Raw genomic sequence first — 25,607 nt, 5'->3', positions numbered from 1 at the left:
GTGGGTGTCACGAGAAAGCGAGAAGTCATGGCGGACGAAGAGCGGCTGCGCGAATACCTGACGCGGGTCGTCGCCGAGCTGCAGCAGACCCGCCAACGGCTGCGCGAGGTCACCGCCGAGGAGTCCGAGCCGGTGGCGATCGTCGCGATGAGCTGCCGCTACCCGGGCGGCATCGCCTCGCCGGAGGACCTGTGGTCGTTCGTCTCCACCGGCGGGGACGCGATCGGCGGCTTCCCCACCGACCGGGGCTGGGACCTGGAGCGCCTCCAGCACCCCGACCCCGACCGGCCCGGCACCTCCACCACCAGCTCCGGCGGGTTCCTGCACGACGCGGGGAAGTTCGACGCCGCCCTGTTCGGCATCTCCCCCCGCGAGGCGGTCGCCATGGACCCCCAGCAGCGGCTGCTGCTGGAGGTCACCTGGGAGCTGTTCGAGCGGGCCGGCATCGCCCCGCTGTCGCTGCGCGGCAGCCGCTCCGGCGTCTTCGTCGGCACCTCCGGCCAGGACTACGCCGCCGTACTGCACCGCGCCCCCGGCGTCGAGGGGTACGTGCTCACCGGCACCGCCGCCAGCGTCGTCTCCGGCCGGCTCGCGTACACGTTCGGCCTCGAAGGCCCCACCGTCACCGTGGACACCGCCTGCTCGTCGGCGTCCGTCGCCATCCACCTCGCCTGCCAGGCGCTGCGCCAGCGCGAGTGCGGCCTCGCCCTGGCCGGCGGCGCGACCGTGCTGGCCACCCCCGGCCCGTTCGTCGAGTTCTCCCGCCAGCGCGGGCTGGCCGCCGACGGCCGGTGCAAGTCGTTCGCCGCGTCCGCCGACGGCACCGGCTGGTCCGAGGGCGTCGGCATGCTGCTGCTGGAGCGCCTCAGCGACGCCCGCCGCAACGGCCACCCCGTCCTCGCCGTGATCCGGGGCTCCGCCGTCAACCAGGACGGCGCGTCCAACGGCCTCACCGCCCCCAACGGGCCCTCCCAGCAGCGGGTGATCGGCCAGGCCCTGGCCGGCGCGCGACTGTCCACGGCGGACGTGGACGTGGTGGAGGCGCACGGCACCGGCACCGTCCTCGGCGACCCGATCGAGGCGCAGGCGCTGCTGGCCACGTACGGGCAGGAGCGGGGCGACGCCGCACCCCTGCTGCTCGGCTCGATCAAGTCGAACATCGGCCACACCCAGGCCGCCGCCGGCATCGCCGGGGTGATCAAGATGGTGCAGGCGATGCGGCACGGGACCGTACCCGCCACCCTGCACGTCGACGAGCCCACCCCGCACGTCGACTGGTCCACCGGCGCGGTCACCCTGGTCACCGAGCCGACCCCGTGGCCGGCCGTGGACCGGCCCCGCCGGGCCGCCGTCTCCTCGTTCGGGATGAGCGGCACCAACACCCACCTCATCCTCGAACAGCCCGAGGAACCCGCCGCCACCGACGAGCGGCCCGAACCGCCCGGCCCCGCGCCGGTGCTGCTCACCGGGCGCACCCGCACCGCGCTGCGCCGCCAGGCCGAGCGCTGGGCCGCCCACCTCGCCGCCGACTCCGGCCCGCGCCCCGCCGACGTCGCCTGGACCTCGGCGGTGTCCCGGTCCCCCCTCGAACACCGCGCCGTCGTCCTCGCCGACGACCCCGCCGGCCTGCTCACCGCCCTGACCGCCCTCGCCGACGACCGGCCCGCCCCCGGCCTGGTCACCGGCGTCGCCGCCGACCGGGGCGGCGTCGCGTTCCTGTACTCCGGCCAGGGCGCCCAGCGCGCCGGGATGGGCCGCGAGCTGGCCGAGGCGTACCCCGTCTTCGCGGCGGCCCTCGACGAGGCCTGCGCCCACCTCGACCCGCACCTGCCCCGGCCGCTGAAGCCCGTCCTGTTCGCCTCGCCCGGCACCGACGACGCGGCGCTGCTCGACCAGACCGTGTTCACCCAGGCCGGCCTCTTCGCCGTCGAGGTGGCGCTGCACCGGCTGCTCGGCTCCTGGGGACTGGCCCCCGACCTGGTCGCCGGGCACTCCATCGGCGAGATCACCGCCGCCCACGTGGCCGGCGTGCTCACCCTCGCCGACGCCGCCGACCTGGTCGCCGCCCGGGGCCGGCTCATGCAGGCCCTCCCGGCCGGCGGGGCGATGCTCGCCGTCGCGGCCGGCGAGGCCGACGTCGCCGCCTCCCTGGCGGGGCTCACCGACCGGGTCGCCGTCGCCGCCGTCAACGGGCCCGCCTCCGTCGTCGTCTCCGGCGCCGGCCCGGCCGTCGACGAGCTGGCCGAACTCTGGGCCGGGCGGGGGGTGAAGGTCCGCCGGCTGCGGGTCAGCCACGCCTTCCACAGCCCGCTGATGGAGCCGATGCTCGCCGAGTTCGCGGCCGTCGTCGCCCGCCTCGACCTGCGCGCCCCCACCCTGCCGATCGTGTCCAACCTGACCGGCGCGCTGGCCGACCCGGCGCTGCTGCGCACCCCGGAGTACTGGGTGCGGCACGTCCGCGAGGCCGTCCGGATCGCCGACGGCGTCCGCGCCCTGCGGGCCCACGGCGCCGGCACGTTCGTCGAGGTCGGCCCCGACGCGGTCCTCACCGCCGCCACCGAGGAGACGCTCGCCACCGTCGAGACCGCCCCGGACGTCGCCCCCGCCGTGGTCGTGCCGGTGCTGCGCCGGGACCGCCCGGAACGCCGCACCCTGCTCGCCGCGCTCGCCCGACTGCACGTCGCCGGCACGCCCGTGGCCTGGGCCGACCTCCTCGCCGACCGGCCCGGCCGCCTCGTCGGCCTGCCCACCTACCCGTTCGAGCAGCAGCACTACTGGGTGCCGGCCGAGGAACCGGCCGACCCGGCCGCCGCCGCGACCGGGCTGCTCGACCGGCGCTTCTGGGCCGCCGTCGAACGGGCCGACCTCGACGCCCTGCGCGACACCCTGGCCGTCGACGACGAGGCCACCGCCGAGTCCCTGCGCACCCTGCTGCCCGTCCTCACCGACTGGCGGCGGCAGCGGCAGGAACACTCGCTGCTCGACGGCTGGCGGTACCGGGCCGACTGGCAGGTCACCGCCGAACCGGCCGCCGGCCGACTCACCGGCACCTGGCTGCTCGCCCTGCCCGCCGGCCTCGACGACGACCCGTCCGCGCAGGCCCTCCGCGCCGCGCTCACCGCCGCCGGCGCCGAACCGCTGCCGCTGACCATCGCCCCCGACACCGACCGGTCCGCCCTCGCCGCCGCCCTCGCCGGCACCGACGTCGCCGGGGTCGTCTCCCTGCTCGCCTGGGAAGCGCCGACCGCCGACCGGGCCGCCCTGCCCGGCCTGGCCGCCACCCTCACCCTGGTCCAGGCGCTCGGCGACGCCGGGATCGACGCCCCGCTGTGGCTGGTCACCCGGGGCGCCGTCGCCGCCGCCTCCTACGACCGGCTCGCCGACCCCGCGCAGGCCGCGATCTGGGGCCTCGGCCGGGTCGTCGGCGTCGAGGCACCGCACCGCTGGGGCGGCCTGGTCGACCTGCCGACCCACCCCGACGACCGCGCCGCCGGCCGGCTCGCCGCGATCCTCACCGGCGCGGGCGGCGAGGACCAGCTCGCGGTACGCGGCCCCGGCGTCTTCGCCCGCCGCCTGGTCCGCGCCGCCGTCGGCGACCGCCCCCCGGTACGCCGGTTCACGCCCACCGGCACCGCGCTGATCACCGGCGGCACCGGCGGGCTCGGCGCCCGCGCCGCCCGCTGGCTCGCCGCCGCCGGCGCCGAACACGTGGTGCTGGCCAGCCGGCGCGGGCCCGCCGCCCCCGGCGCCGCCGAGCTGGAGGCCGAGCTGACCGCCCTCGGCGCCCGGGTCACCGTGGCCGCCTGCGACATCGCCGACCGCGCCGCCCTCGCCGCCCTGCTCGACCGGGTCGAGGCCGACGGCCCGCCCGTCCGCGTCGTCGTGCACACCGCCGGCGTCGCCCAGGCCACCCCGCTGGCCGCCATCACCCCGGCCGAACTGGCCGAGGTGACCGCCGGCAAGACCGCCGGCGCCACCCACCTGCACGACCTGCTCGCCGACCGGGAACTCGACGCCTTCCTCGTCTACTCCTCCATCGCCGCGACCTGGGGCAGCGCCGGCCAGGCCGGCTACGCGGCCGGCAACGCGTACCTCGACGCGCTCGTGCAGCAGCGGCGCGCCGACGGCCGGGCCGGCACCGCCGTCGCCTGGGGCCCGTGGGCCGACGGCGGCATGCACGGGGCCGACTCCGACCAGGGGCTGCGCCGCCGTGGCCTGCCCGCGATGGACCCCGCCGTGGCGATGGGCGCCCTGCAACAGGCCCTCGACCACGACGACGTCGCCGTCACCGTCGCCGACGTCGATTGGTCCCGCTTCGCCCCCGCGTACGCGTCGGCGCGGCGGCGACCGCTGCTCGACGGCGTACCGGAGGCACGGGCCGCCCTCGACGGCGGCGCGCCCGTCGACGACGGCGACGAGGGCCCCGCCGCGACCCTGCGTCGCCGGCTCACCGGGCTGACCGCCGCCCGACGCGAGGAGACCGTCACCGACCTGGTCCGGGAACTGGCCGCCGACGTGCTCGGCCACGACGGCGGGGCCGCCGCCGTCCCGGCCGGCACGGCGTTCCGCGACCTCGGCTTCGACTCGCTGACCGCCGTGGAACTGCGCAACCGGCTGGTCGCCGCCACCGGGCAGCCGCTGCCCACCACCCTCGTCTTCGACCACCCCAACCCGGTCGTGCTGGCCCGGCACCTGCTCACCGGCCTCCTCGGCGCCGCCGCCGCGCCGGCCCCGACCGCCGCCGCGACCACCGCGGACGACGACGAGCCGATCGCCATCGTCGCCATGGCCTGCCGCTACCCGGGCGGCGCCGACGACCCGGACCGGCTGTGGCAGCTCGTCGCCGACGGCGTCGACGCCATCGGCGACTTCCCCACCAACCGTGGCTGGGACCTCGACCGCCTCTACGACCCCGACCCGGCGCACCCCGGCACCACGTACTCCGACCAGGGCGGATTCCTCTACGACGCGGCGGATTTCGACGCGGCCTTCTTCGGCATCTCGCCGCGGGAAGCCTCGGCGATGGATCCGCAGCAGCGGTTGTTGTTGGAGGCGTCGTGGGAGGTGGTGGAGCGGGCAGGGGTTGATCCGGCGGGGTTGCGGGGTTCGCGAACAGGGGTGTTCGTGGGGACGAATGGTCAGGACTATGGGGCCCTGTTGATGGTGTCTGCTGCGGATGAGGTGGAGGGGTTCGCGGGGACGGGGAATGCGGCGAGTGTGGTGTCGGGTCGGGTGGCGTACGCGTTGGGGTTGGAGGGGCCGGCGGTGTCGGTGGACACGGCGTGTTCGTCGTCGCTGGTGGCGTTGCACCTGGCGGTGCAGTCGCTGCGCCGGGGCGAGTGCGATCTCGCCCTGACCGGCGGCGTCACCGTCATGGCCACCCCCGGCACGTTCGCCGAGTTCTCCCGCCAGCGGGCCCTCGCCGCCGACGGCCGCTGCAAGCCGTTCGCGGAGGCGGCGGACGGCACCGGCTGGGGTGAGGGCGTCGGTGTGCTGCTGGTCGAGCGGCTGTCCGACGCGCGCCGCAACGGGCATCACGTGTTGGCGATCGTGCGCGGCAGCGCGGTCAACTCCGACGGCGCGTCCAACGGCCTCACCGCGCCGAACGGGCCCTCCCAGCAGCGGGTGATCCGGCAGGCCCTCGCGTCGGCGCGGCTGTCCACGGCGGACGTGGACGTGGTGGAGGCGCACGGCACCGGCACCACCCTGGGTGACCCGATCGAGGCGCAGGCGCTGCTGGCCACCTACGGCCAGCAGCGGGGCGATGCCGCCCCGCTGCTGCTCGGCTCGATCAAGTCGAACATCGGCCACACCCAGGCCGCCGCCGGCATCGCCGGAATCATCAAGATGGTGCAGGCGATGCGGCACGGGACCGTACCCGCGACGCTGCACGTCGACGCGCCGTCGTCGCACATCGACTGGACGGCCGGGGCGGTCGCCCTCGTCACCGAGGCCACGCCGTGGCCGGAGACGGGCCGGGCGCGGCGGGCGGCGGTGTCGTCGTTCGGCATGTCCGGCACCAACGCGCACGTCATCATCGAGCAGGCCGACGAGCCCGCCGGTCCGAACGTCGTCGCCGTGGCCCCGGGCCTGGTCGACGCGGACGTGACGGTGTGGCCGGTGTCGGCCCGGTCGAAGGCCGCCCTCGCCGGCCAGGCCGCCCGCCTCGCCGCCCACCTCCGGGGACGCGGCGACCTCGACGCCGCCGCCGTGGCGTGGTCCCTCGCCACGACCCGGTCCGCGTTCGACCAGCGGTCGTCGGTCGTCGGGGCGACCGTCGAGGAGCTTCTGGCGGGCCTGGAAGCGCTCGCGGGCGGCCTGCCGGCCGCCGACGTGGTGACGGGCGTGGCCGCGTCCCACGGTGCCGGTCCGGTGTTCGTGTTCCCCGGGCAGGGCGCGCAATCGGCGCGGATGGCCGCCGGCCTGATCGGTCGGACGCCGGTGTTCGACGCGAAGCTGGCGGAGTGCCAGCGGGCCTTGGCCCCGTTCCTGGACGTGGATCTGGTCGCGGTGCTCACCGGCGAGGACGAGTCGTGGTTGGACCGGGTCGAGGTGGTGCAGCCGGTGCTGTGGGCCGTCGGGATCGCCCTGGCGGCGGTGTGGCGGCACGCGGGCGTCGCCCCGCAGGCGGTCATCGGTCACTCGCAGGGTGAGATCGGCGCGGCCTGCGTGGCGGGCATCCTGTCGCTGGACGACGCGGCGCGGACGGTGGCTCTGCGTTCGCGTGCCTTGGCGGTGCTGCGGGGTACGGGGGCGATGGCGTCGGTGGACCTGTCCGCGCAGGCGGTCGCCGAGCGGCTGCCGGGCTTCCCGGGGGTCGGGGTGGCGGCGGTCAACGGTCCCGGGACGGTGGTCGTCTCCGGCCCGCCGCAGCCCGTGGCGGACCTGGTGCAGGCGTGCACCGACGACGGCATCCGCGCCCGGCTGATTCCGGTGGACTACGCGTCGCACTCGGCGTCGGTGCAGGAGGTCGCCGAGCAGTTGCGGGCGGACCTGGCCGACGTGATCCCGCAGGCCGGCGACGTACGGCTGGTGTCCACGTTGACCGGGGACTGGGTGGATCCGGCGAGCATGACCGCCGACTACTGGTACGACAACCTGCGCCGGACCGTGCAGTTCGACGCCGCCGTGCGGGTCGCCATCGCGGCGGGGCACTCCACGTTCGTGGAGATCAGCCCGCATCCGGTGTTGACCATGCCGGTGACGGCGATCCTCGACGACACCGGCATCACCGGGCACACCCTGGGCAGCCTGCGCCGGGGCGACGACGACGCGACCCGGCTGCTGACCAACCTGGCCACCGCGCACGCCGTCGGCCTGCCCGTCGACCTCACGAAGGTCCTCGCCGCCACGGCCACCGTCGACCTGCCCAGCTACGCCTTCCACCGGGGCAGCTACTGGCTGGAGCCACCCGCCCACCGGGTCCGGGACGTCGGCTCCGCCGGCCTCCAGGACGCCGGCCACCCGCTGCTCAGCGCGGCGATCCCCGTCGCCGACGACCAGACGGTGGTGCTCACCGGCCGGCTGTCGGTGCGTACCCACCCGTGGCTGGCCGACCACGCCGTCGGCGGGGCGGTGATCGTCCCCGGCACCGGCGTCGTCGACATGGTGGTCCGGGCCGGCGACGAGGTCGACGCCGGCCACGTGGGCGACCTGACGCTGATCAGCCCCCTCGTGCTCCCGCCCGGCGGCGCCGTGCAGGTGCAGGTGCGCGTCGGCGCGCCGAGCGACACCGGCGAGCGGGTCGTCACCGTGCACTCCCGGCCCGAGTCCGACGGCACGGGCGAGTGGACCCGGCACGCCGAGGGCCTGCTGCTCCCGCAGCTTCCCGCCCCGATGGTCGTTGCGGGGCAGTGGCCGCCGGCCGACGCGGTCGAGGTCGACGCCGACCTCGACGCCTGGTACGCGACGATGGCCGAGGGCGGCCTCGGCTACGGCCCCGCCTTCCGGGGCCTGCGCCGGGTGTGGCGCGGCGCCGACGAGGTCTACGCCGAGGTGGCCCTGCCCGACTCCGCCGCCGCCGAGGCCCCCCGGTTCGGGCTGCACCCGGCCCTGTTCGACGCGGCCCTCCAGGTCAGCGGGCTCACCGCCCTGCTGGGCGAGGACGCCGCCGCCGGCACCGGCTGGATGCCGTTCGCCTTCCGCGCGGTCGGCCTGCACGCCCACGGCGCGACCCGGCTGCGGGTGCGGATGCGGTCGCTGGGCCCGGACACCGTCTCGGTCACCCTCGCCGACACCGCCGGCCAGCCGGTCGCCACCGTCGAGTCGCTGACCTTCCGCCCGGTCGCCGCCGGCCACGCCGACGAGGCCGCCGCGCTGCGCCGCAACGCGCTGTTCCACCTGGACTGGACGCCGCTGCCGCCGGCCGACGCGACGGCGGCGGCGACCCGCTGGGCGCTGCTCGGCGACGACACCCCCGGCCTCGGTGACGCGCTCGCCGCCGCCGGTCACCCCGTCGCCGGCCACCCCGACCTGGCGGCGCTGGTCGCCACAATGGAGCGCGGCGGGGACGTACCCGACGTGGTGGTGGACCTGGGGACCGACACGGACCCGGCGCGGGCGGCCGAGGCCGCGCACGACGCGGCCCGGGACGCCCTCGCCCTGGTGCAGGCGTGGCTCGGCGAGCCACGGCTGGACCGGGCCCGGCTGGTCCTGCACACCGCCGGCGCGGTCGGCGCGGCCCCCGGCGAGGCCCCCCGCCACCTGGCCGGCGCCGCCGTGTGGGGGCTGGTCCGGTCGGCCCAGTCCGAGCACCCGGGCCGGTTCACGCTGCTCGACACCGACGGGGCCGCCGCCTCCCTCGCGGCCGTCCCGGCGGCGGTCGCCTCCGGCGCGCCGCAGCTCGCGGTCCGCGACGGCGCGCCGTTGGCACCCAGGCTGGTCCGGGCCCGCGACGCCGGGGTGCTGCCGCTGCCGGCCGACGGCACGCCGTGGCGGCTCGACGTCACCGAGCAGGGGACGCTGGAGAACCTGGCCCTGCTGCCCGCCCCGGCGCAGGGCGACCTGCCGGCCGGGCACGTCCTCGTCGCGCTGCGCGCCTCCGGGCTGAACTTCCGCGACGTGGTGCTGGCGCTGGGCATGGTGCCCGACCAGGAGGTGCTGGGCAACGAGGGGGCCGGCGTGGTGCTCGGCGTCGGGCCGGGGGTCACCGACCTCGCCCCCGGCGACCGGGTGATGGGCATCTTCTCCGGCTCGTTCTCCTCCGTCGCGGCCACCGACCGCCGCCTGCTCACCCGCATCCCCGACGACTGGTCGTACGCCGACGCCGCCGCCGTTCCGGTGGTGTTCCTGACCGCCTGGTACGGCCTGGTCGAGCTGGGCCGGCTGACGGCGGGGGAGTCGGTGCTGGTGCACGCGGCGGCCGGCGGCGTCGGGATGGCCGCCGTGCAGATCGCCCGCCACCTCGGCGCGGAGGTCTACGGCACGGCCAGCCCCGGCAAGTGGCCGGCGCTGCGCGCCACCGGCCTCGACGACGCGCACCTCGCCTCCTCCCGAACCCTCGACTTCGCCGAGGAGTTCCGCGACCGCACCGGCGGGCGGGGCGTCGACGTGGTGCTCAACGCGCTCAGCGGCGAGTTCGTCGACGGGTCCCTGCGGCTGCTCGCCCCGGGCGGCCGGTTCGTCGAGATGGGCAAGACCGACAAGCGGGACCCGCAGCGGGTCGCCGCGGCCCACCCCGGAGTCAGCTACCAGGTCTTCGACCTCATCGAGGCCGGGCCGGACGCCATCGGCCGGATGCTCGGCGAGCTGATGGCGCTGTTCGCCGCCGGCGCGCTGCGCCCGCTGCCCCGGCGCACCTGGGACGTGCGGCGGGCCCCGGAGGCGTTCCGCTTCCTCAGCCAGGCCCGGCACGTCGGCAAGCTCGCCCTGAGTATCCCGCAGCCGCCCCGGCTCGACGGCACGGTCCTCGTCTCGGGCGCCACCGGCACCCTCGGCGCGCTGCTCTGCCGGCACCTGGTCACCGCGCACGACGCCCGGCAGCTCCTCCTGGTCAGCCGGCGCGGCCCGGACGCCGAGGGCGCCGACGAGCTGCTGGCCGACCTCAAGGCGCTCGGCGCGGACGTGTCGATCGTCGCCGCCGACCTGGCCGACCCGGACGCCGTCGCCGACGTGCTGTCCATGGTGGACGCCCGGCACCCGCTGTGCGCCGTCGTGCACGCCGCCGGGGTCCTCGACGACGGCACCGTCTCCTCGCTCACCCCGGACCGGCTCGACGCGGTGCTGCGGCCGAAGGTCGACGCGGCCTGGAACCTGCACCGGGCCACGTTCGGCCACGAGCTGACCGCGTTCGTGCTGTTCTCCGCCGCCGCCGGGGTGTTCGGCGGCCCGGGGCAGGGCAACTACGCCGCCGGCAACGCGTTCCTCGACGCCCTCGCCGAGCACCGCCGGGCCCTCGGCCTGCCGGCCGTCGCCCTGGCCTGGGGCCGGTGGGCACAGGCCAGCGGCATGACCGGGCACCTCGACGCCGCCGACATCCGCCGGCTCGACCGGGGCGGCATGGCCGCGCTGTCCAACGACGAGGCCCTGGCCCTGTTCGACGCCGGCTGGCGGTCCGAACGCCCCGTCCTCGTGCCGGCGAAGATCAGCACCGGGGCGGCGACGCCGGGCGCGCCCGTGCACCCGCTGCTTGCCGGGCTGGTCCGCGCCGCCGGCCGCCGGGTCGCCGCCGGGGAGGCCGCCGACGGGCAGGCGTTCGCCGCGACCCTGGCCGGCCTCTCCGACGACAAGCGGGTACGCGCCCTGCGCGACCTGGTGCTGTCGAACGTGGCCGTCGTCCTCGGCCACGGCGACCCGGCCGGCATCGAGCCGACCCGCGCGTTCCGGGAACTCGGCTTCGACTCGCTCACCGCGGTCGAGCTGCGCAACCGGCTCGGCGCGGCCACCGGGCTGCGGCTGCCGGCGACGCTGGTCTTCGACAACCCGACGCCGGCGGCGCTCGCCGCGCACCTGGCCGGGCAGTTCGCCCCGGCCGAGACGGCGGACCGGTCGGCGGTGGCCGGGCGGGAACTCGACCGCATCGAGGCGGCGCTCGCCGGCCTCGACCCGGCCGACGACGAGTTCCGCCGGATCACCGACCGGCTGCACGGCCTGCTGGACCGGCTGGCCGAGCGGCAGTCGGAAGCGGACGGCGACGACGACGACCTGGAGTCGGCCACCGCCGAGAACATCTTCGACCTGATCGACCGCGAGCTGGAGACGTCGTGACCACCAGCCGCAACGACCACGGCATGCCGAGTGAGGTGGGTCCACGGTGAGCAACGAGGACGAGAAGTACGTCGAGTACCTGAAGCGTACGACCTCGGAGCTGCGGCGCACCCGGCGGCGGCTGCGCGAGCTGGAGGACCGGGCGCAGGAGCCCATCGCCATCGTGGCGATGAGCTGCCGCTACCCCGGCGGCGTCTCCTCACCGGAGCAGCTCTGGGAGCTCGTCCGTGACGGCGGGGACGGCATCGGCCCGTTCCCCGCCGACCGGGGCTGGGACCTCGACCGGCTGTTCCACCCCGACCCCGACCACCCGGGCACCAGCTACGTCTCCGAGGGCGGCTTCGTCTACGACGCCGCCGACTTCGACGCCGACGTGTTCGGCATCTCGCCCCGCGAGGCCGTCGCCATGGACCCGCAGCAGCGGCTGCTGCTGGAGACGTCCTGGGAGGCGTTCGAGCGGGCCGGGCTGCCGCTGCCGGCGGTGCGGGGCAGCCGTACCGGCGTGTTCGTCGGGGCCGCGTCGCACGGCTACGACGGGATGATGGCCCAGGCCCAGGCCGAGAACGGCGAGGGGCACCTGCTCACCGGCAACGCCACCAGCGTCATCTCCGGCCGGGTCGCGTACACCCTCGGCCTGGAGGGGCCGGCGGTCACCGTCGACACCGCCTGCTCGTCGTCGCTGGTCGCCGTGCACCTCGCCGCGCAGGCGCTGCGTAACGGCGACTGCGAGCTGGCGCTGGCCGGCGGCGTGACGGTCATGCCCACCCCGGCGGTCTTCGTCGGCTTCTCCCGGCAGCGCGGGCTGGCCGCCGACGGCCGGTGCAAGGCGTTCGCCGCCGGCGCGGACGGCACCTCCTGGTCCGAGGGCATCGGCATGCTGCTGCTCGCCCGCCTCTCCGAGGCCCAGCGCCACGGGTACCCGGTGCTCGCCGTGGTCCGGGGCAGCGCCGTCAACCAGGACGGCGCGTCCAACGGGCTGAGCGCCCCGCACGGCCCCTCCCAGGTGCGGGTCATCCGGCAGGCGCTGGCCAACGCCCGGCTCACCCCCGAACAGGTCGACGTGGTGGAGGCGCACGGCACCGGCACCCGGCTCGGCGACCCGATCGAGGCGCAGGCGCTGCTGACCACGTACGGGCAGGACCGAGGCGACGCCGCGCCGCTGCTGCTCGGCTCGGTCAAGTCGAACATCGGCCACACCCAGGCCGCCGCTGGCGTCGCCGGGCTGATCAAGATGGTGCTGGCCATCCGGCACGGGATCGTCCCGCCCACCCTGCACGTGGACCAGCCGTCCCCGCACATCGACTGGACCGCCGGGGCCGTCAGCCTCGCCACCGAGGCGACCCCGTGGCCGGCCGTGGACCGGCCCCGCCGGGCGGCGGTGTCGTCGTTCGGGGTGTCCGGCACCAACGCGCACACCATCGTCGAGCAGGCGCCCGCCCCCGAGGCGGGCGAGGACGCCCCGGCTCCGACGGCCGACCGTCCGGTCGTACCGGTGCTGCTGTCGGCCCGGTCGCGGGCCGCGCTCGCCGCGCAGGCCGGCCGCTGGGCCGGGTGGCTGGACGCCGCCACCGACCCGCGCCCCCTCGACGTCGCCTTCTCGTCGGTCGCCTCCCGGTCCGCCCTGGACACCCGCGCGGTCGTCGCCGCCACCGGCCGGGACGACCTGCTCGCCGGGCTGCGGGCCCTCGCGGCCGGCTCGCCGGCCGGCACCGTGCTCACCGGTACGGGCTCGACCCGCGGCCAGCTCGCGGTCCTCTTCTCCGGCCAGGGCGCGCAGCGCGCCGGGATGGGCCGGGAGCTGTACGAGACCTTCCCCGTCTTCGCCGCCGCCCTCGACGAGGCGTGCGGGCACCTGGACCGGGCCCTGCCGCGCCCCCTGCGGGAGGCGCTGTTCGCCTCGCCGGGTTCGGCGGCGGCCGGGCTGCTGGACCAGACCGTGTTCACCCAGGCCGGCCTGTTCGCCGTCGAGGTGGCCCTGTTCCGGCTCGTCGAGTCGTTCGGGATCGCGCCCGACTTCGTGGGCGGTCACTCGATCGGCGAGATCACCGCCGCGTACGTGGCCGGGGTGCTCTCCCTCGAACACGCCTGCGCGCTGGTCGCCGCCCGGGGCCGGCTGATGCAGGCCCTGCCGGCCGGCGGCGGGATGCTCGCCGTCGCCGCGACCGAGGCCGACGTCCTGGCGTCGCTGGCCGGCCTGACCGACCGGGTCGGGATCGCCGCCGTCAACGGGCCCACGGCCGTCGTCGTGTCGGGCGACGCCGAGGCCCTCGACGAGGTCGAGCGGGCCTGGCGGGACCGGGGCGCGCGTACCCGCCGGCTCACCGTCAGCCACGCCTTCCACAGCCCGCTGATGGAGCCGATGCTGGCCCGGTTCCGCGCCGTGCTCGACAAGCTGACGTTCGCCGCGCCGACGCTGCCGGTGGTGTCGAACCTGACCGGCGCGCTCGCGGATCCCGACGAGATCCGCACGGCCGACTACTGGGTGCGGCACGTCCGCGAGGCAGTCCGGTACGCCGACGGCGTGCGGGCGCTGCGCGCCGCGGGCGTCGACACGTTCCTGGAGGTCGGGCCGCGCAGCGTGCTCACCGCGATGACCGCCGACGCGCTGTCCGGCGCCGAGGGCGTGCTCGCCGTCGCCGCCCAGCGTAAGGACCGGACCGAGGCCGCAGCCCTGCTCGCCGCCCTCGGCGAGCTGCACGTGCACGGCGTCCCGGTCACCTGGCAGCCGTGGTTCGCCGACACCGGCGCGACCCGGGTCGACCTGCCCACGTACGCCTTCCAGCACCAGCGGTACTGGCCCGATTTCGGCCCCGCCGCCGACCAGGCCGGGCCGGCCGACGGCACGGAGGGCGACTTCTGGGCGGCCGTGGAACGCGGCGACCTGCCCGCCGTGGCGTCCCACCTCGCCGTGCAGGACGACCCGGCCGCCGTCGAGGCGCTCGCCCCGGCCGTGCCCGTGCTGTCGTCCTGGCGCAGGGCCCGCCTCCGCGACGCCGCCCTGGACGCCTGGTCGTACCGCGTCGACTGGGAACCGGTCCGCCCCACCCCCGCCCCGGCCCTGACGGGCCGCTGGCTGATCGTCACCACCCCCACCCCCGCCGATCTTGCCCTTGCGGCCCCCGAGACGGGTGTTACGCGGCTCTCGTCGGGGCCCGAATCGCAAGATAGCGCGGAGCCGTCGGGGGTGGCGGGCGTGCTGGCCGGGGCGGGGGCGCGCGTTGACCGGCTTGTCGTCAGCCCCGACACGGCGCGGGGCGAGCTGGGCGAGGCGCTGCGGGAGTTCGGGGAGTCGGGGTGGGCCGGGGTGGTGTGCGTGCTGCCCGAGGGCGACGCGACGCTGCCGGCCGCGCCGGCCGTGCCCGCCGGCACCGCGCTGCTGCTCACCCTCACCCAGGCCCTCGCCGACACCGGCCTGCACGGCCGGCTCTGGTGCCTCACCCGGGGCGCGGTGGCCGTCGGCGGGGTTGAGCAGGTCGCCGACCCGGCGTCGGCCGCGGCCTGGGGGCTCGGCCGGGTCGTCGCCCTGGAGCAGCCCGACCGCTGGGGCGGCCTGATCGACCTGCCCGACCGGCCTGCCGACGGCACCCGGACCGGCGGGGCCGACCCGACCGGCGGGACCGCCGACCGCCTCGACCGGAGCACCGGCGACGCGCTGCTCGCCGTCCTCGCCGACGCCGGCCACGACCAGGTCGCCATCCGCCCGCAGGGCACCTTCGGCCGCCGGCTCGTCCCGGCCGCCGCGCCCGCCGGCCCCGGCTGGCGGCCGTCGGGCACGGTGCTGGTCACCGGCGGCACCGGCGCGCTGGGCCGGCACACCGCCCGGTGGCTGCTGGCCAACGGCGCCGCCGAGGTGGTGCTCGCCTCCCGCCGGGGCCCGGACGCTCCCGGCGCCGCCGAGCTGACCGGGGAGCTGGCCGAGCTGGGCGCCGCCCGCATCGTCGCCTGCGACGTGGCCGACGCCGACGCCGTCGCCGCGCTGGTCGCCGGCCTGCCCGGGCTGACCGCCGTCGTGCACACCGCCGGGATCGTCGACGACGGCGTCCTCGACGGCCTCGACGCGGCCCGGATGCAGGCCGTCCTCGCCGGCAAGGTCCGCGCCGCCCGGGTGCTGCACGACGCCACCGCCGGCCGGGACCTCGACGCGTTCGTGCTCTTCTCCTCCCTCGCCGGCGTCGTCGGCAGCGCCGGCCAGGGCAACTACGCGGCGGCCAACGCGTACCTCGACGCGTTCGCCGCCTGGCGGCGCGGTCAGGGGCTGCCCGCCACCGCGCTCGCCTGGGGCGCCTGGGCCGCCGACGGGATGGCCGCGGCCAGCGCCGCGCTGACCGCCCGGCTCACCCGCGGCGGCGTCAACCCGCTGTCCCCCGCCGAGGCGGTCACCGCGCTCGGCCGGCTCGTCAACTCCGCCGAGCCGGCCCTCACCGTCGCCGACGTCGACTGGGGACGCCTCGCCGCCTCCTGGGGCCGGCCCACCCCGCTGATCGCCGCCCTGCCCGGGGTGCCCGCCGCGCCCGCCGGCCCCGTCCGCGCCGTGGTCGTCGGCCGGTCCCTGCCGCAGCTCACCGAGCTGGTCCGCACCCAGGCCGCCGCGGTGCTCGGCTACCCGGCCGGCCAGCCGCTGCCCGAGCGCACCTTCCGCGACCTCGGCTTCGACTCGCTCACCGCCGTCGAGTTGCGCAACCGGCTCACCGCCGAGACGGGCACGACCCTGCCCGCGACCCTCGTCTTCGACCACCCCACCGTCGCCGAGTTGGCCGCTCACCTGCACGACCGTACCGCTGGCCACGCTCCCGGCGAGGTGGTCGCCGACGGCACCGACCTGCACCGCGAGCCGATCGCCATCGTCGCGATGAGCTGCCGCTTCCCCGGCGGGGTGTCCTCGCCCGAGCAACTGTGGGACCTGGTCTCCGGCGGCACCGACGCGATGACCCTGATGCCCGGCGAGCGCGGCTGGAACATCGCCGAGCTGTACCACCCCGACCCCGAGCACCTCGGCACCAGCTACGTCCGCGAGGGCGGTTTCGTCGCCGGGGCCGGCGAGTTCGACCCCGCCTTCTTCGGCATCAGCCCCCGCGAGGCCCTGGCCATGGACCCTCAGCAGCGGCTGCTGCTGGAGACCACCTGGGAGGCGTTCGAGCGGGCCCGGATCGACCCGACCGCGCTGCGCGGCAGCCGCACCGGCGTGTACGTCGGCACCAACGGCCAGGACTACGGCTCGCTGCTGATGGCCGCCGGGGGCGTCGACGAGAACTACCTCGCCACCGGCACCTCCGCCAGCGTCATCTCCGGCCGGCTCGCGTACTCCTTCGGGTTGCACGGGCCCGCCGTCACCGTCGACACCGCCTGCTCGTCGTCGCTGGTCGCCATGCACCTCGCCGCGCAGGCCCTCCAGGCGGGGGAGTGTGACCTGGCCCTGGCCGGCGGCGCCACCGTGATGGCCACCCCCGGCATCTTCGTCGGCTTCTCCCGGCAGCGCGGGCTGGCCGCCGACGGCCGGTGCAAGCCGTTCGCCGGGGCCGCCGACGGCACCGGCTGGGGCGAGGGCGTCGGCCTGCTGGTCCTCCAGCGGCTCTCCGACGCCCGCCGCGACGGCAACCCGGTCCTCGCCGTCGTCCGGGGCAGCGCCGTCAACCAGGACGGCGCGTCCAACGGGCTCACCGCCCCCAACGGCCCCGCGCAGCAGCGGGTCATCCGGCAGGCCCTGGCCAACGCCCGGCTCACCGCCGACCAGGTCGACGCCGTCGAGGCGCACGGCACCGGCACCACCCTCGGCGACCCGATCGAGGCGCAGGCGCTCATCGCCACGTACGGCCACGAGCGTCCCGCCGGCCGGCCGCTGTGGCTCGGCTCGATCAAGTCGAACATCGGCCACACCCAGGCCGCCGCCGGCGTCGCCGGCGTGATCAAGATGGTCCTCGCCATGCGGCACGGGGTGCTGCCGCCCACCCTGCACGTGGACGAGCCCACCCCGCACGTCGACTGGTCCGCCGGCAGCGTCGAGCTGCTCACCGCCGCCCGCCCCTGGGAACCGGCCGACGGCGTCCGCCGCGCCGGGATCTCCTCGTTCGGCATCAGCGGCACCAACGTGCACACCATCCTCGAACAGGCCCCCGCCGACGAGCCCGCCCCGGCCGCCGGCGGGCCGACCGGCGCCCCGACCGGGGAACTGCCCTGGGTGCTGTCCGGGCGCACCGCCGCCGCCCTCGCCGCCCGCGCCCGCGACCTGACCGCCCACCTCGCCGCCCTCGCCGACGCCGGGCCTGCCGACGCCACGCTCGCCGACGTCGGCTGGTCGCTGGTGGCCACCCGGGCGTCCCAGGACCACCGGGCCGTCGTCTTCGCCGCCGACCGGGCGGGCCTGACCGCCGCGCTGGGCGCGCTCGCCGACGGCCGGCCCGACCCGCAGACCGTCACCCGACCAGCCGGTACGCCGGGCGAGGTCGCCTTCGTCTTCCCCGGCCAGGGCTCCCAGTGGATCGGCATGGCCGCCGAGCTGCTCGACACTGCCCCCGTCTTCGCCGAGAAGTTCGCCGCCTGCGCCGAGGCGCTGCGCCCGTACGTCGACTGGTCGCCGACCGACGTGGTGCGCGGCGGGCCCGACGCCCCCTCCCTGGACCGGGTCGACGTCGTGCAGCCCACCCTGTTCGCGGTCGGCGTCTCCCTCGCCGCGCTCTGGCAGTCGTACGGCGTCCGCCCGGCCGCCGTCGTCGGCCACTCGCAGGGCGAGATCGCCGCCGCGCACGTCGCCGGCGCCCTCACCCTCGACGACGCGGCGGCCGTGGTCGCCCTGCGCAGCCGGATCATCGCCGGCATCGCCGGGGACGGCGGGATGGTCTCCGTCGCCACCACCGCCGACGAGGCCACCGGCACCATCGCCCGCTGGGACGGCCGGGTCGCCCTCGCCGCCGTCAACGGGCCCACCTCCGTCGTCGTCTCCGGCGACAGCGCAGCCCTCGACGAACTCGTCGCCCACTACGAGTCCCGCGAGGTGCGGGTCCGCCGGATCCCCGTCGACTACGCCTCGCACTCCGCGCACGTCGAGCCGCTGCGCGAGCAGCTCCTGGAACTCCTCGCCGGGCTGACGCCGCGCACCAGCGAGATCCGGTTCCGGTCCACGGTGGAGGGCGACTGGCTCGACACCGCCGGCCTCGACGCCGACTACTGGTACCGCAACCTGCGGCAGACCGTCCGCTTCGACGACGCCGTGCGCAGCCTGGTCACCGCCGGCTACCAGACCTTCGTCGAGGTCAGCGCCCACCCGGTGCTCACCATGGCCGTGCAGGAGAGCGTCGAGCTGGCCGCCGCCGATCCGGGCGCGGTGACCGTCACCGGCACGCTGCGCCGCAACGAGGGCGGCCTCGGCCGGTTCCTCCGCGCCGCGGCCGAGGTCTACGCCGGGGGTACGCCCGTCGACTGGCGGCCCGCGTTCGCCGGGCTCGCCGCGCGCCGCCGCGACCTGCCCACGTACCCGTTCCAGCGGCAGGTGTACTGGCCGCAGCCGGCCCCGGCGTCCGCCCCGTCCGCCTCCGCCGGCCCGGTCGAGGTCGACGAGGTCGACGCCCGGTTCTGGGCCGCCGTCGAGGCCGAGGACCTCAACGCCCTCGCCGCCGAACTCGCCGCCGACGCGGCCGACCCGCTGCCCGAGGCGGCCGTCGCCGACGTGCTGCCGGTCCTCGCCGCCTGGCGCCGCCGGCACCGTGACCAGGCCACCGTGGACTCCTGGCGGTACCGCGACGCGTGGCTGCCCGTCCCCGTCGACGGGACCGGCGAGCCCACCGCCGCCGGCACCTGGTGGCTGGTCACCGGCCCCGACGACACCGCCGTCGAGCAGGCCGCGTTCTGTCGGGACGCCCTCGACCGCCGCGGCGGCACCGTCGTACCCCTGACCCTGGCCGCCGAGCGGACGGACCGCGCCGCCCTCGCCGACCGGCTGCGCGACCTCGCCGCGGCGGGGCCGGTCGCCGGGATCGTGTCGCTGCTCGCGCTCGACGAGACGCCCGCCCCGGCGCACCCGTCCGCGCCGGTCGGCTTCGCCGGCACGGTCACCCTCACCCAGGCCCTCGGCGACGCCGGCGTCCGCGCCCCGCTGTGGACGCTGACCTGCGGCGCCGTCTCCACCGACCCCGCCGACCCGCTGCCGCACCCGGTGCAGCAGCTCGCCTGGGGCTTCGGCCGGGTCGCCGCCCTGGAACACCCCGACCGCTGGGGCGGCCTCGTCGACCTGCCCGACGAGCTGGACGACGCCGCCGGCCGGCGGCTGGTCCGCGTCCTCACCGGCGTCGACGGGGAGGACCAGGTGGCGCTGCGCCGGGTCGGCGCGTTCGGCCGCCGGCTGCTGCGCGCCCCGCTCGGCGACACCCCCGCCACCCGCACCTGGCGGCCCTCCGGCACCGCCCTGGTCACCGGCGGAACCGGGGCCCTCGGCGGGCACATGGCCCGCTGGCTCGCCGCCAACGGCGCGTCCCACCTGGTGCTGCTGAGCCGGCGCGGCCGGCAGGCCGAGGGGATCGCCGAGCTGGAGGCCGAGCTGGTCGGCCTCGGCGCCCGGGTCACCGTGGCCGCCTGCGACGCCGCCGACCGCGACGCGCTCGCCGCCGTCATCGCCGACGTGCCCGCCGAGCACCCGCTGACCACCGTCGTGCACACCGCCGCCGTCCTCGACGACTCGGTGATCAACTCGCTCACCCTGGAACAGGTCGACTACGCGCTCAGCGCCAAGGTCACCGCCGCGCTGAACCTGCACGAGCTGACCCGCGACCGGAACCTCGACGCGTTCGTCCTGTTCTCCTCGATGGCCGGGACCGTCGGCAGCTCCGGCGTCGGCAACTACGCCCCCGGCAACGCGTTCCTCAACGCCCTCGCCGAGCACCGGCGCGGCCTCGGCCTGCCCGCCACCTCCATCGGCTGGGGCGCCTGGGGTGGCGGCGGCATGGCCGAGGGCGACTTCGGCCGGATGCTGCACCGCCACGGCGCGCCCGAGATGCACCCCCGGCTCGCCGTCGCCGCGCTGCACCAGGCCGTCGAGCACGACGAGACGTTCCTGACCATCTCCAACATCGCCTGGGACCGGTTCTACGTGGCGTTCACCGCCACCCGGCCCGGGCCGCTGATCGCCGAGATCCCCGAGGCGCAGCGCCTTGCGGCCACCAAGGGCCTCGTCGAGGCGAAGGAGGCGGAGGAGGCCAGCCCGGCCGGGGCGTTCACCCGGATGAGCGCCGCCGAGCGCCAGCAGGCGCTGCTCGACCTGGTCCGCGACCAGGCGGCCACCGTCCTCAAGTACGACGGCGGCCAGGCCGTCGACCCGCACCACGCGTTCCGGGACCTCGGCTTCGACTCGGTGACCGCCGTGGAGCTGCGCAACCGGCTCGCCACCGCCACCGGGCTGCGCCTACCGGTGACCCTGGTCTTCGACTACCCCACCGCGACCGCGCTCGCCCGGCACCTGCACGAGGAACTGGGCGGCGGGGCCGAGGCCCCGGTGGAGACCGCCCCCGTCCCGCTCGGCGACGACGAGCCGGTGGCCATCGTCGCCATGTCCTGCCGGTTCCCCGGCGGCGCGACCGACCCGGAGCGGTTCTGGCAGATGCTGCACGCCGGCCGGGACGCCGTCTCCGACCTGCCCGGCGACCGGGGCTGGGACGTCGAGCGCCTGTACGACCCCGACCCCTATTCCACCGGCACCTCCTACGTCCGCAGCGGGGCATTCCTGTACGAGGCGGCGGATTTCGACGCGGGGTTCTTCGGCATCTCGCCGCGTGAGGCGTTGGCGATGGATCCGCAGCAGCGGTTGTTGTTGGAGGCGTCGTGGGAGGTGGTGGAGCGGGCAGGGGTTGATCCGGCGGGGTTGCGGGGTTCGCGAACAGGGGTGTTCGTGGGGACGAATGGTCAGGACTATGGGGCCCTGTTGATGGTGTCTGCTGCGGATGAGGTGGAGGGGTTCGCGGGGACGGGGAATGCGGCGAGTGTGGTGTCGGGTCGGGTGGCGTACGCGTTGGGGTTGGAGGGGCCGGCGGTGTCGGTGGACACGGCGTGTTCGTCGTCGCTGGTGGCGTTGCACCTGGCGGTGCAGTCGCTGCGCCGGGGCGAGTGTGACCTGGCGTTCGCGGGCGGCGTGACGGTGATGGCGACGCCGGGGCTGTTCGTGGAGTTCTCCCGGCAGCGGGGACTGGCCGCCGACGGGCGGTGCAAGGCGTTCGCGGCGGGCGCGGACGGTACGGGCTGGGGTGAGGGTGTCGGCGTGCTGCTGGTGGAGCGGCTTGCCGACGCGCGGCGCAACGGGCACCGGGTCCTGGCGATCGTGCGGGGTAGCGCGGTCAACCAGGACGGTGCCAGCAATGGTCTGACGGCGCCGAACGGTCCGTCGCAGCAGCGGGTGATCCGGCAGGCCCTCGCGTCGGCGCGGCTGTCCACGGCGGACGTGGACGTGGTCGAGGCGCACGGCACCGGCACCACGCTGGGTGACCCGATCGAGGCGCAGGCGCTGCTGGCCACCTACGGCCGGGAGCGGGGCGACGCCGCGCCGCTGCTGCTGGGCTCGGTGAAGTCCAACATCGGGCACACCCAGGCGGCGGCCGGCGTCGCCGGCGTCATCAAGATGGTGCTGGCCATGCAGGAGGGCGTCGTCCCGGCGACCCTGCACGTCGACGAGCCATCGCCGCACATCGACTGGTCGTCGGGCGCGGTGGAGCTGGTCACCGAGTCCCGCCCCTGGCCGGGAGTGGACCGGCCGCGCCGGGCGGCGGTGTCGTCGTTCGGCATCTCCGGCACCAACGCGCACGTGATCATCGAACTGCCCGAGGACCCGCCCGCCGAGCAGGCGGTCGAGGAGCCGGTCGGGTCCGGGTCGGGCCCGGGGCTGGTCGCCTCGGGTGCGACGGTGTGGCCGGTGTCGGCCCGGTCGCGGGCCGCCCTGTCCGGCCAGGCCGCCCGCCTGGCCCGGTACGTCCGCGCCCACGACGGCCTCGATGCCCCGGCGGTGGCGTGGTCCCTGGCCACCACCCGTGCGGTCTTCGACCAGCGGGCCGCCGTGGTCGGGTCGACGGTCGAGGAGTTGCTGGCCGGTCTGGACGCCCTGGGTGCGGGTTCCCCGGCGGGGAACGTGGTTTCCGGGGTGGCGGCGGGTTCGGGTGCCGGCCCGGTGTTCGTGTTCCCGGGTCAGGGTGCGCAGTCGGCGCGGATGGCGGCTGGTCTGGTGGGCCGGACCCCGGCGTTCGACGCGCGGTTGGCGGAGTGTCAGCGGGCACTGTCCCCGTACCTGGATGTGGATCTCGTTTCCGTCCTGACGGGTGAGGACGAGTCGTGGTTGGACCGGGTCGAGGTGGTCCAGCCGGTGCTGTGGGCCGTCGGGATCGCGTTGGCGGCGGTGTGGCAGCACGCGGGCGTGTCCCCGCAGGCCGTTATCGGCCACTCGCAGGGTGAGATCGGTGCGGCGTGCGTGGCCGGCATCCTGTCGCTGGAGGACGCGGCGCGGACCGTCGCCCTGCGCTCCCGGGCCCTGTCTGTGCTGCGGGGTACGGGGACGATGGCGTCGGTGGACCTGTCCGCCGACGCGGTCGCCGAGCGTCTGCCGGGTTTCCCGGGGGTCGGGGTGGCGGCGGTGAACGGTCCGGCCACGGTGGTGGTGTCGGGGCCGCCGCAGCCGGTGGCCGATCTCGTGCAGGCGTGCACCGATGACGGCATTCGGGCCAGGCTCATCCCGGTGGACTACGCGTCGCATTCGGTGTCGGTGCAGGAGGTCGCGGAGCAGCTTCGCGCCGACCTGGCCGACGTCACCCCGCGGGCCGGTCACACCCGTCTCGTGTCGACGTTGACCGGGGACTGGGTGGACCCGACGTCGATGGGCGCGGACTACTGGTACGACAACCTGCGGCGGACGGTGCAGTTCGACGCGGCGGTGCGGGTGGCCATCGCGGCGGGGCACTCGACGTTTGTGGAGATCAGTCCGCATCCGGTGTTGACGATGCCGGTGACGGCGATCCTGGACGACGCCGGGGTGGCCGGGCACACGTTGGGCAGCCTGCGGCGGGGGGACGACGATCCGACCCGGTTGTTGACGAATCTGGCTGCCGCGCACGCGATCGGCCTGCCCGTCGACCTGACGAGCGTGCTCGCCGGGACCGACGTGGTGCCGCTGCCCACGTACGCCTTCGACCGGGACCGGTTCTGGCCGACCGCCGCCGCCGGACAACCCGGGCAGGACGACGCGCCCACCGGCGTCGACTCCGCGTTCTGGGCCGCCGTCGAGCGGGAGGACCTCTCCGCGCTCGCGGAACTCACCGCGCAGAGCGCCACCGAGTCCCTCGAACGGCTGGGCGCGGCCCTGCCGGTGCTCGCCTCCTGGCGGCGCCAGCAGCGCGAACGGTCCACCCTCGACGACTGGCGCTACCGCAGCGTCTGGCAGCCGTACACCGGGACGCCCGTGAGCTTCCTCCCCGGCGCCTGGTGGGTCGTCGCCGACGAACGGCACGCGGCCGACGGCGAGACGGCGGTCGCCGAGCTGACCCGCCGGGGCGCCGAAGCCCGGCTGGTGGTGCTGCCCGAACGGCTGGCCGACCGGGCCGCCGTCGCCGAGCACCTGACCGCCGCCACCCGCACCGCCGACGGGGACACCGCCCCGGCGGACGGCGTCCTGTCGCTGCTCGCCCTCGCCGACGGCGCGGTCGACGACACCCAGCCGGTGCCGCCGTTCCTCGCCCGCTCGCTGGCCCTGATCCAGGCCCTCGGCGACCTCGACGTGTCCGCGCCGCTGTGGTGCGTCACCCGGGGCGCCGCCGGCACCACCCGGGGCGGGACCGTCGACCGGCCGGAGCAGTCGCTGCTCTGGGGCCTCGGCCGGGTCGTCGCCCTGGAACACCCCGAGCGCTGGGGCGGCCTGGTCGACGTGCCGGCCACCCTCGACGACCACGGCTGGGACCTGCTCTGCGCCGCCCTCGCCGGCCTCGACGGTGAGGACCAGCTCGCGGTCGACGGGGCCACCGTCCTCGTCCGCCGGCTGGTCCGGGCCCCCGCCGGCGCCCCCGCCGCCGACGCGCCCGACCACCCGGGCACCACGCTGGTCACCGGCGGCACCGGCGCGCTCGGCGCGGAGGTGGCCCGCTGGCTGGCCGCCCGGGGCGCCGAGCACCTGCTGCTGGTCAGCCGCCGGGGCGCGGACGCGCCCGGCGCCACCGAACTGGTCCGGGAACTGACCGAGGCGGGCACCCGGGTCACCGTCGCGGCCTGCGACGTGGCCGACCGGGCCGCGCTGGCGAAGCTGCTCGACGACGTGCCCGCCGACGCGCCGCTGACCGGTGTCGTGCACGCGGCGGGCGTCCTCGACGACGGGGTCCTGGACGGCCTCACCGCCGACCGGATCGCCACCGTGCTACGTCCCAAGGTGCTCGGCGCACTGCACCTGCACGAGCTGACCGTCGACCGAGAGCTGCGCACGTTCGTGCTGTTCTCCGCGATGGCGGGCCAGCTCGGCGCCGCCGGCCAGGGCAGCTACGCCGCCGCGAACGCGTACCTCGACGCCCTCGCCGAGCAGCGGCACCGGCAGGGGCTGCCGGCCGCCTCGGTCGCCTGGGGTCCCTGGGCGGCCGGCGGGATGGCCGCCACCGACCCGGCCGTGGAGGAGCGCCGCCGCCGTACCGGCGTGGCCCGCCTCGACACCGCGCCCGCCCTCGCCGCCCTGGAGCGGTGCGTGGCGCGGCGCGAACCGGCCACGCTGGTCGCGGCCATCGACTGGGCCCGGTACGTGCCGGGGTTCGTCGCCGTCCGGCCCAGCCCGCTGCTCGGGGGCGTCGCCGAGGCGCAGCGGGCCGTCGCCGAGCGGGCCGACGACTCCGGGGCGTCCCCCGAGTCGCTGGCCGCCCTGCTCGCCGGGCAGACCGACGCCGAGCGGCGCAAGACCCTGCTGGAACTGGTACGCGGCCAGGCCGCCGCCGTGCTCGGGCACGCCTCGATGGACGCCGTCGAACCGGACCGGGCCTTCCGGGAACTCGGCTTCGACTCGCTGACCGCGGTGGAACTGCGCAACCGGCTGGCCGCGGCCACCGGCGTCCGGCTGCCCGCAACGGTCGTCTTCGACTACCCGACCGCCGCCGGCCTCGCCGAGTACGTCCGGGCGGCGATCGTCGACGGCGGGGTGGTCGGTGTCGCGCCGGTCTTCGGCGAACTGGACAGGTTGGAAGCGGCGCTCACCGGCTCGGCGCCGGACCGCAGCGCCCGGATTCGGATCACCGAGCGGCTGCGGGCGCTGCTCGCCTCCCTCAACGAGGACGACGCCCCGGCGGGCGGCGGCGGGGACACCGTCGCCGAGAAGCTCCAGGACGCCACGCCGGACGAGGTCTTCGACTTCATCGACCGGGAGCTGGGGGTGTCCTGACGTGATCGCTGCTGCGTCGACGGGTCAACACAAGGAG

At 76.7% G+C, this 25,607-nt stretch carries 2 protein-coding genes; both read left to right on the top strand.

The genetic code is table 11. From position 1 onward, the window contains the following. Positions 1 to 27: 27 nt before the first annotated feature. On the top strand, positions 28 to 11,205 hold the full coding sequence (locus OOK41_RS24800) for a type I polyketide synthase (protein ID WP_266266888.1): 11,178 nt from the start codon (positions 28 to 30) through the stop codon (positions 11,203 to 11,205). Between the two features lie 46 nt (positions 11,206 to 11,251). Then, complete coding sequence (locus OOK41_RS24795) at positions 11,252 to 25,570, top strand: type I polyketide synthase (protein ID WP_266266887.1); 14,319 nt, start codon at positions 11,252 to 11,254, stop codon at positions 25,568 to 25,570. Positions 25,571 to 25,607: the final 37 nt, after the last annotated feature.

This window comes from Micromonospora sp. NBC_01655 (genome assembly GCF_026339755.1).
Classification (GTDB): Bacteria; Actinomycetota; Actinomycetes; order Mycobacteriales; family Micromonosporaceae; genus Micromonospora.
This window is presented reverse-complemented; position numbering and strand designations above follow the sequence as displayed.

Bases quoted from the DNA above. Each gene is read 5' to 3' on its own strand.
- OOK41_RS24800 (WP_266266888.1), top strand. From the start codon at position 28: ATGGCGGACGAAGAGCGGCTGCGCGAATACCTGACGCGGGTCGTCGCC.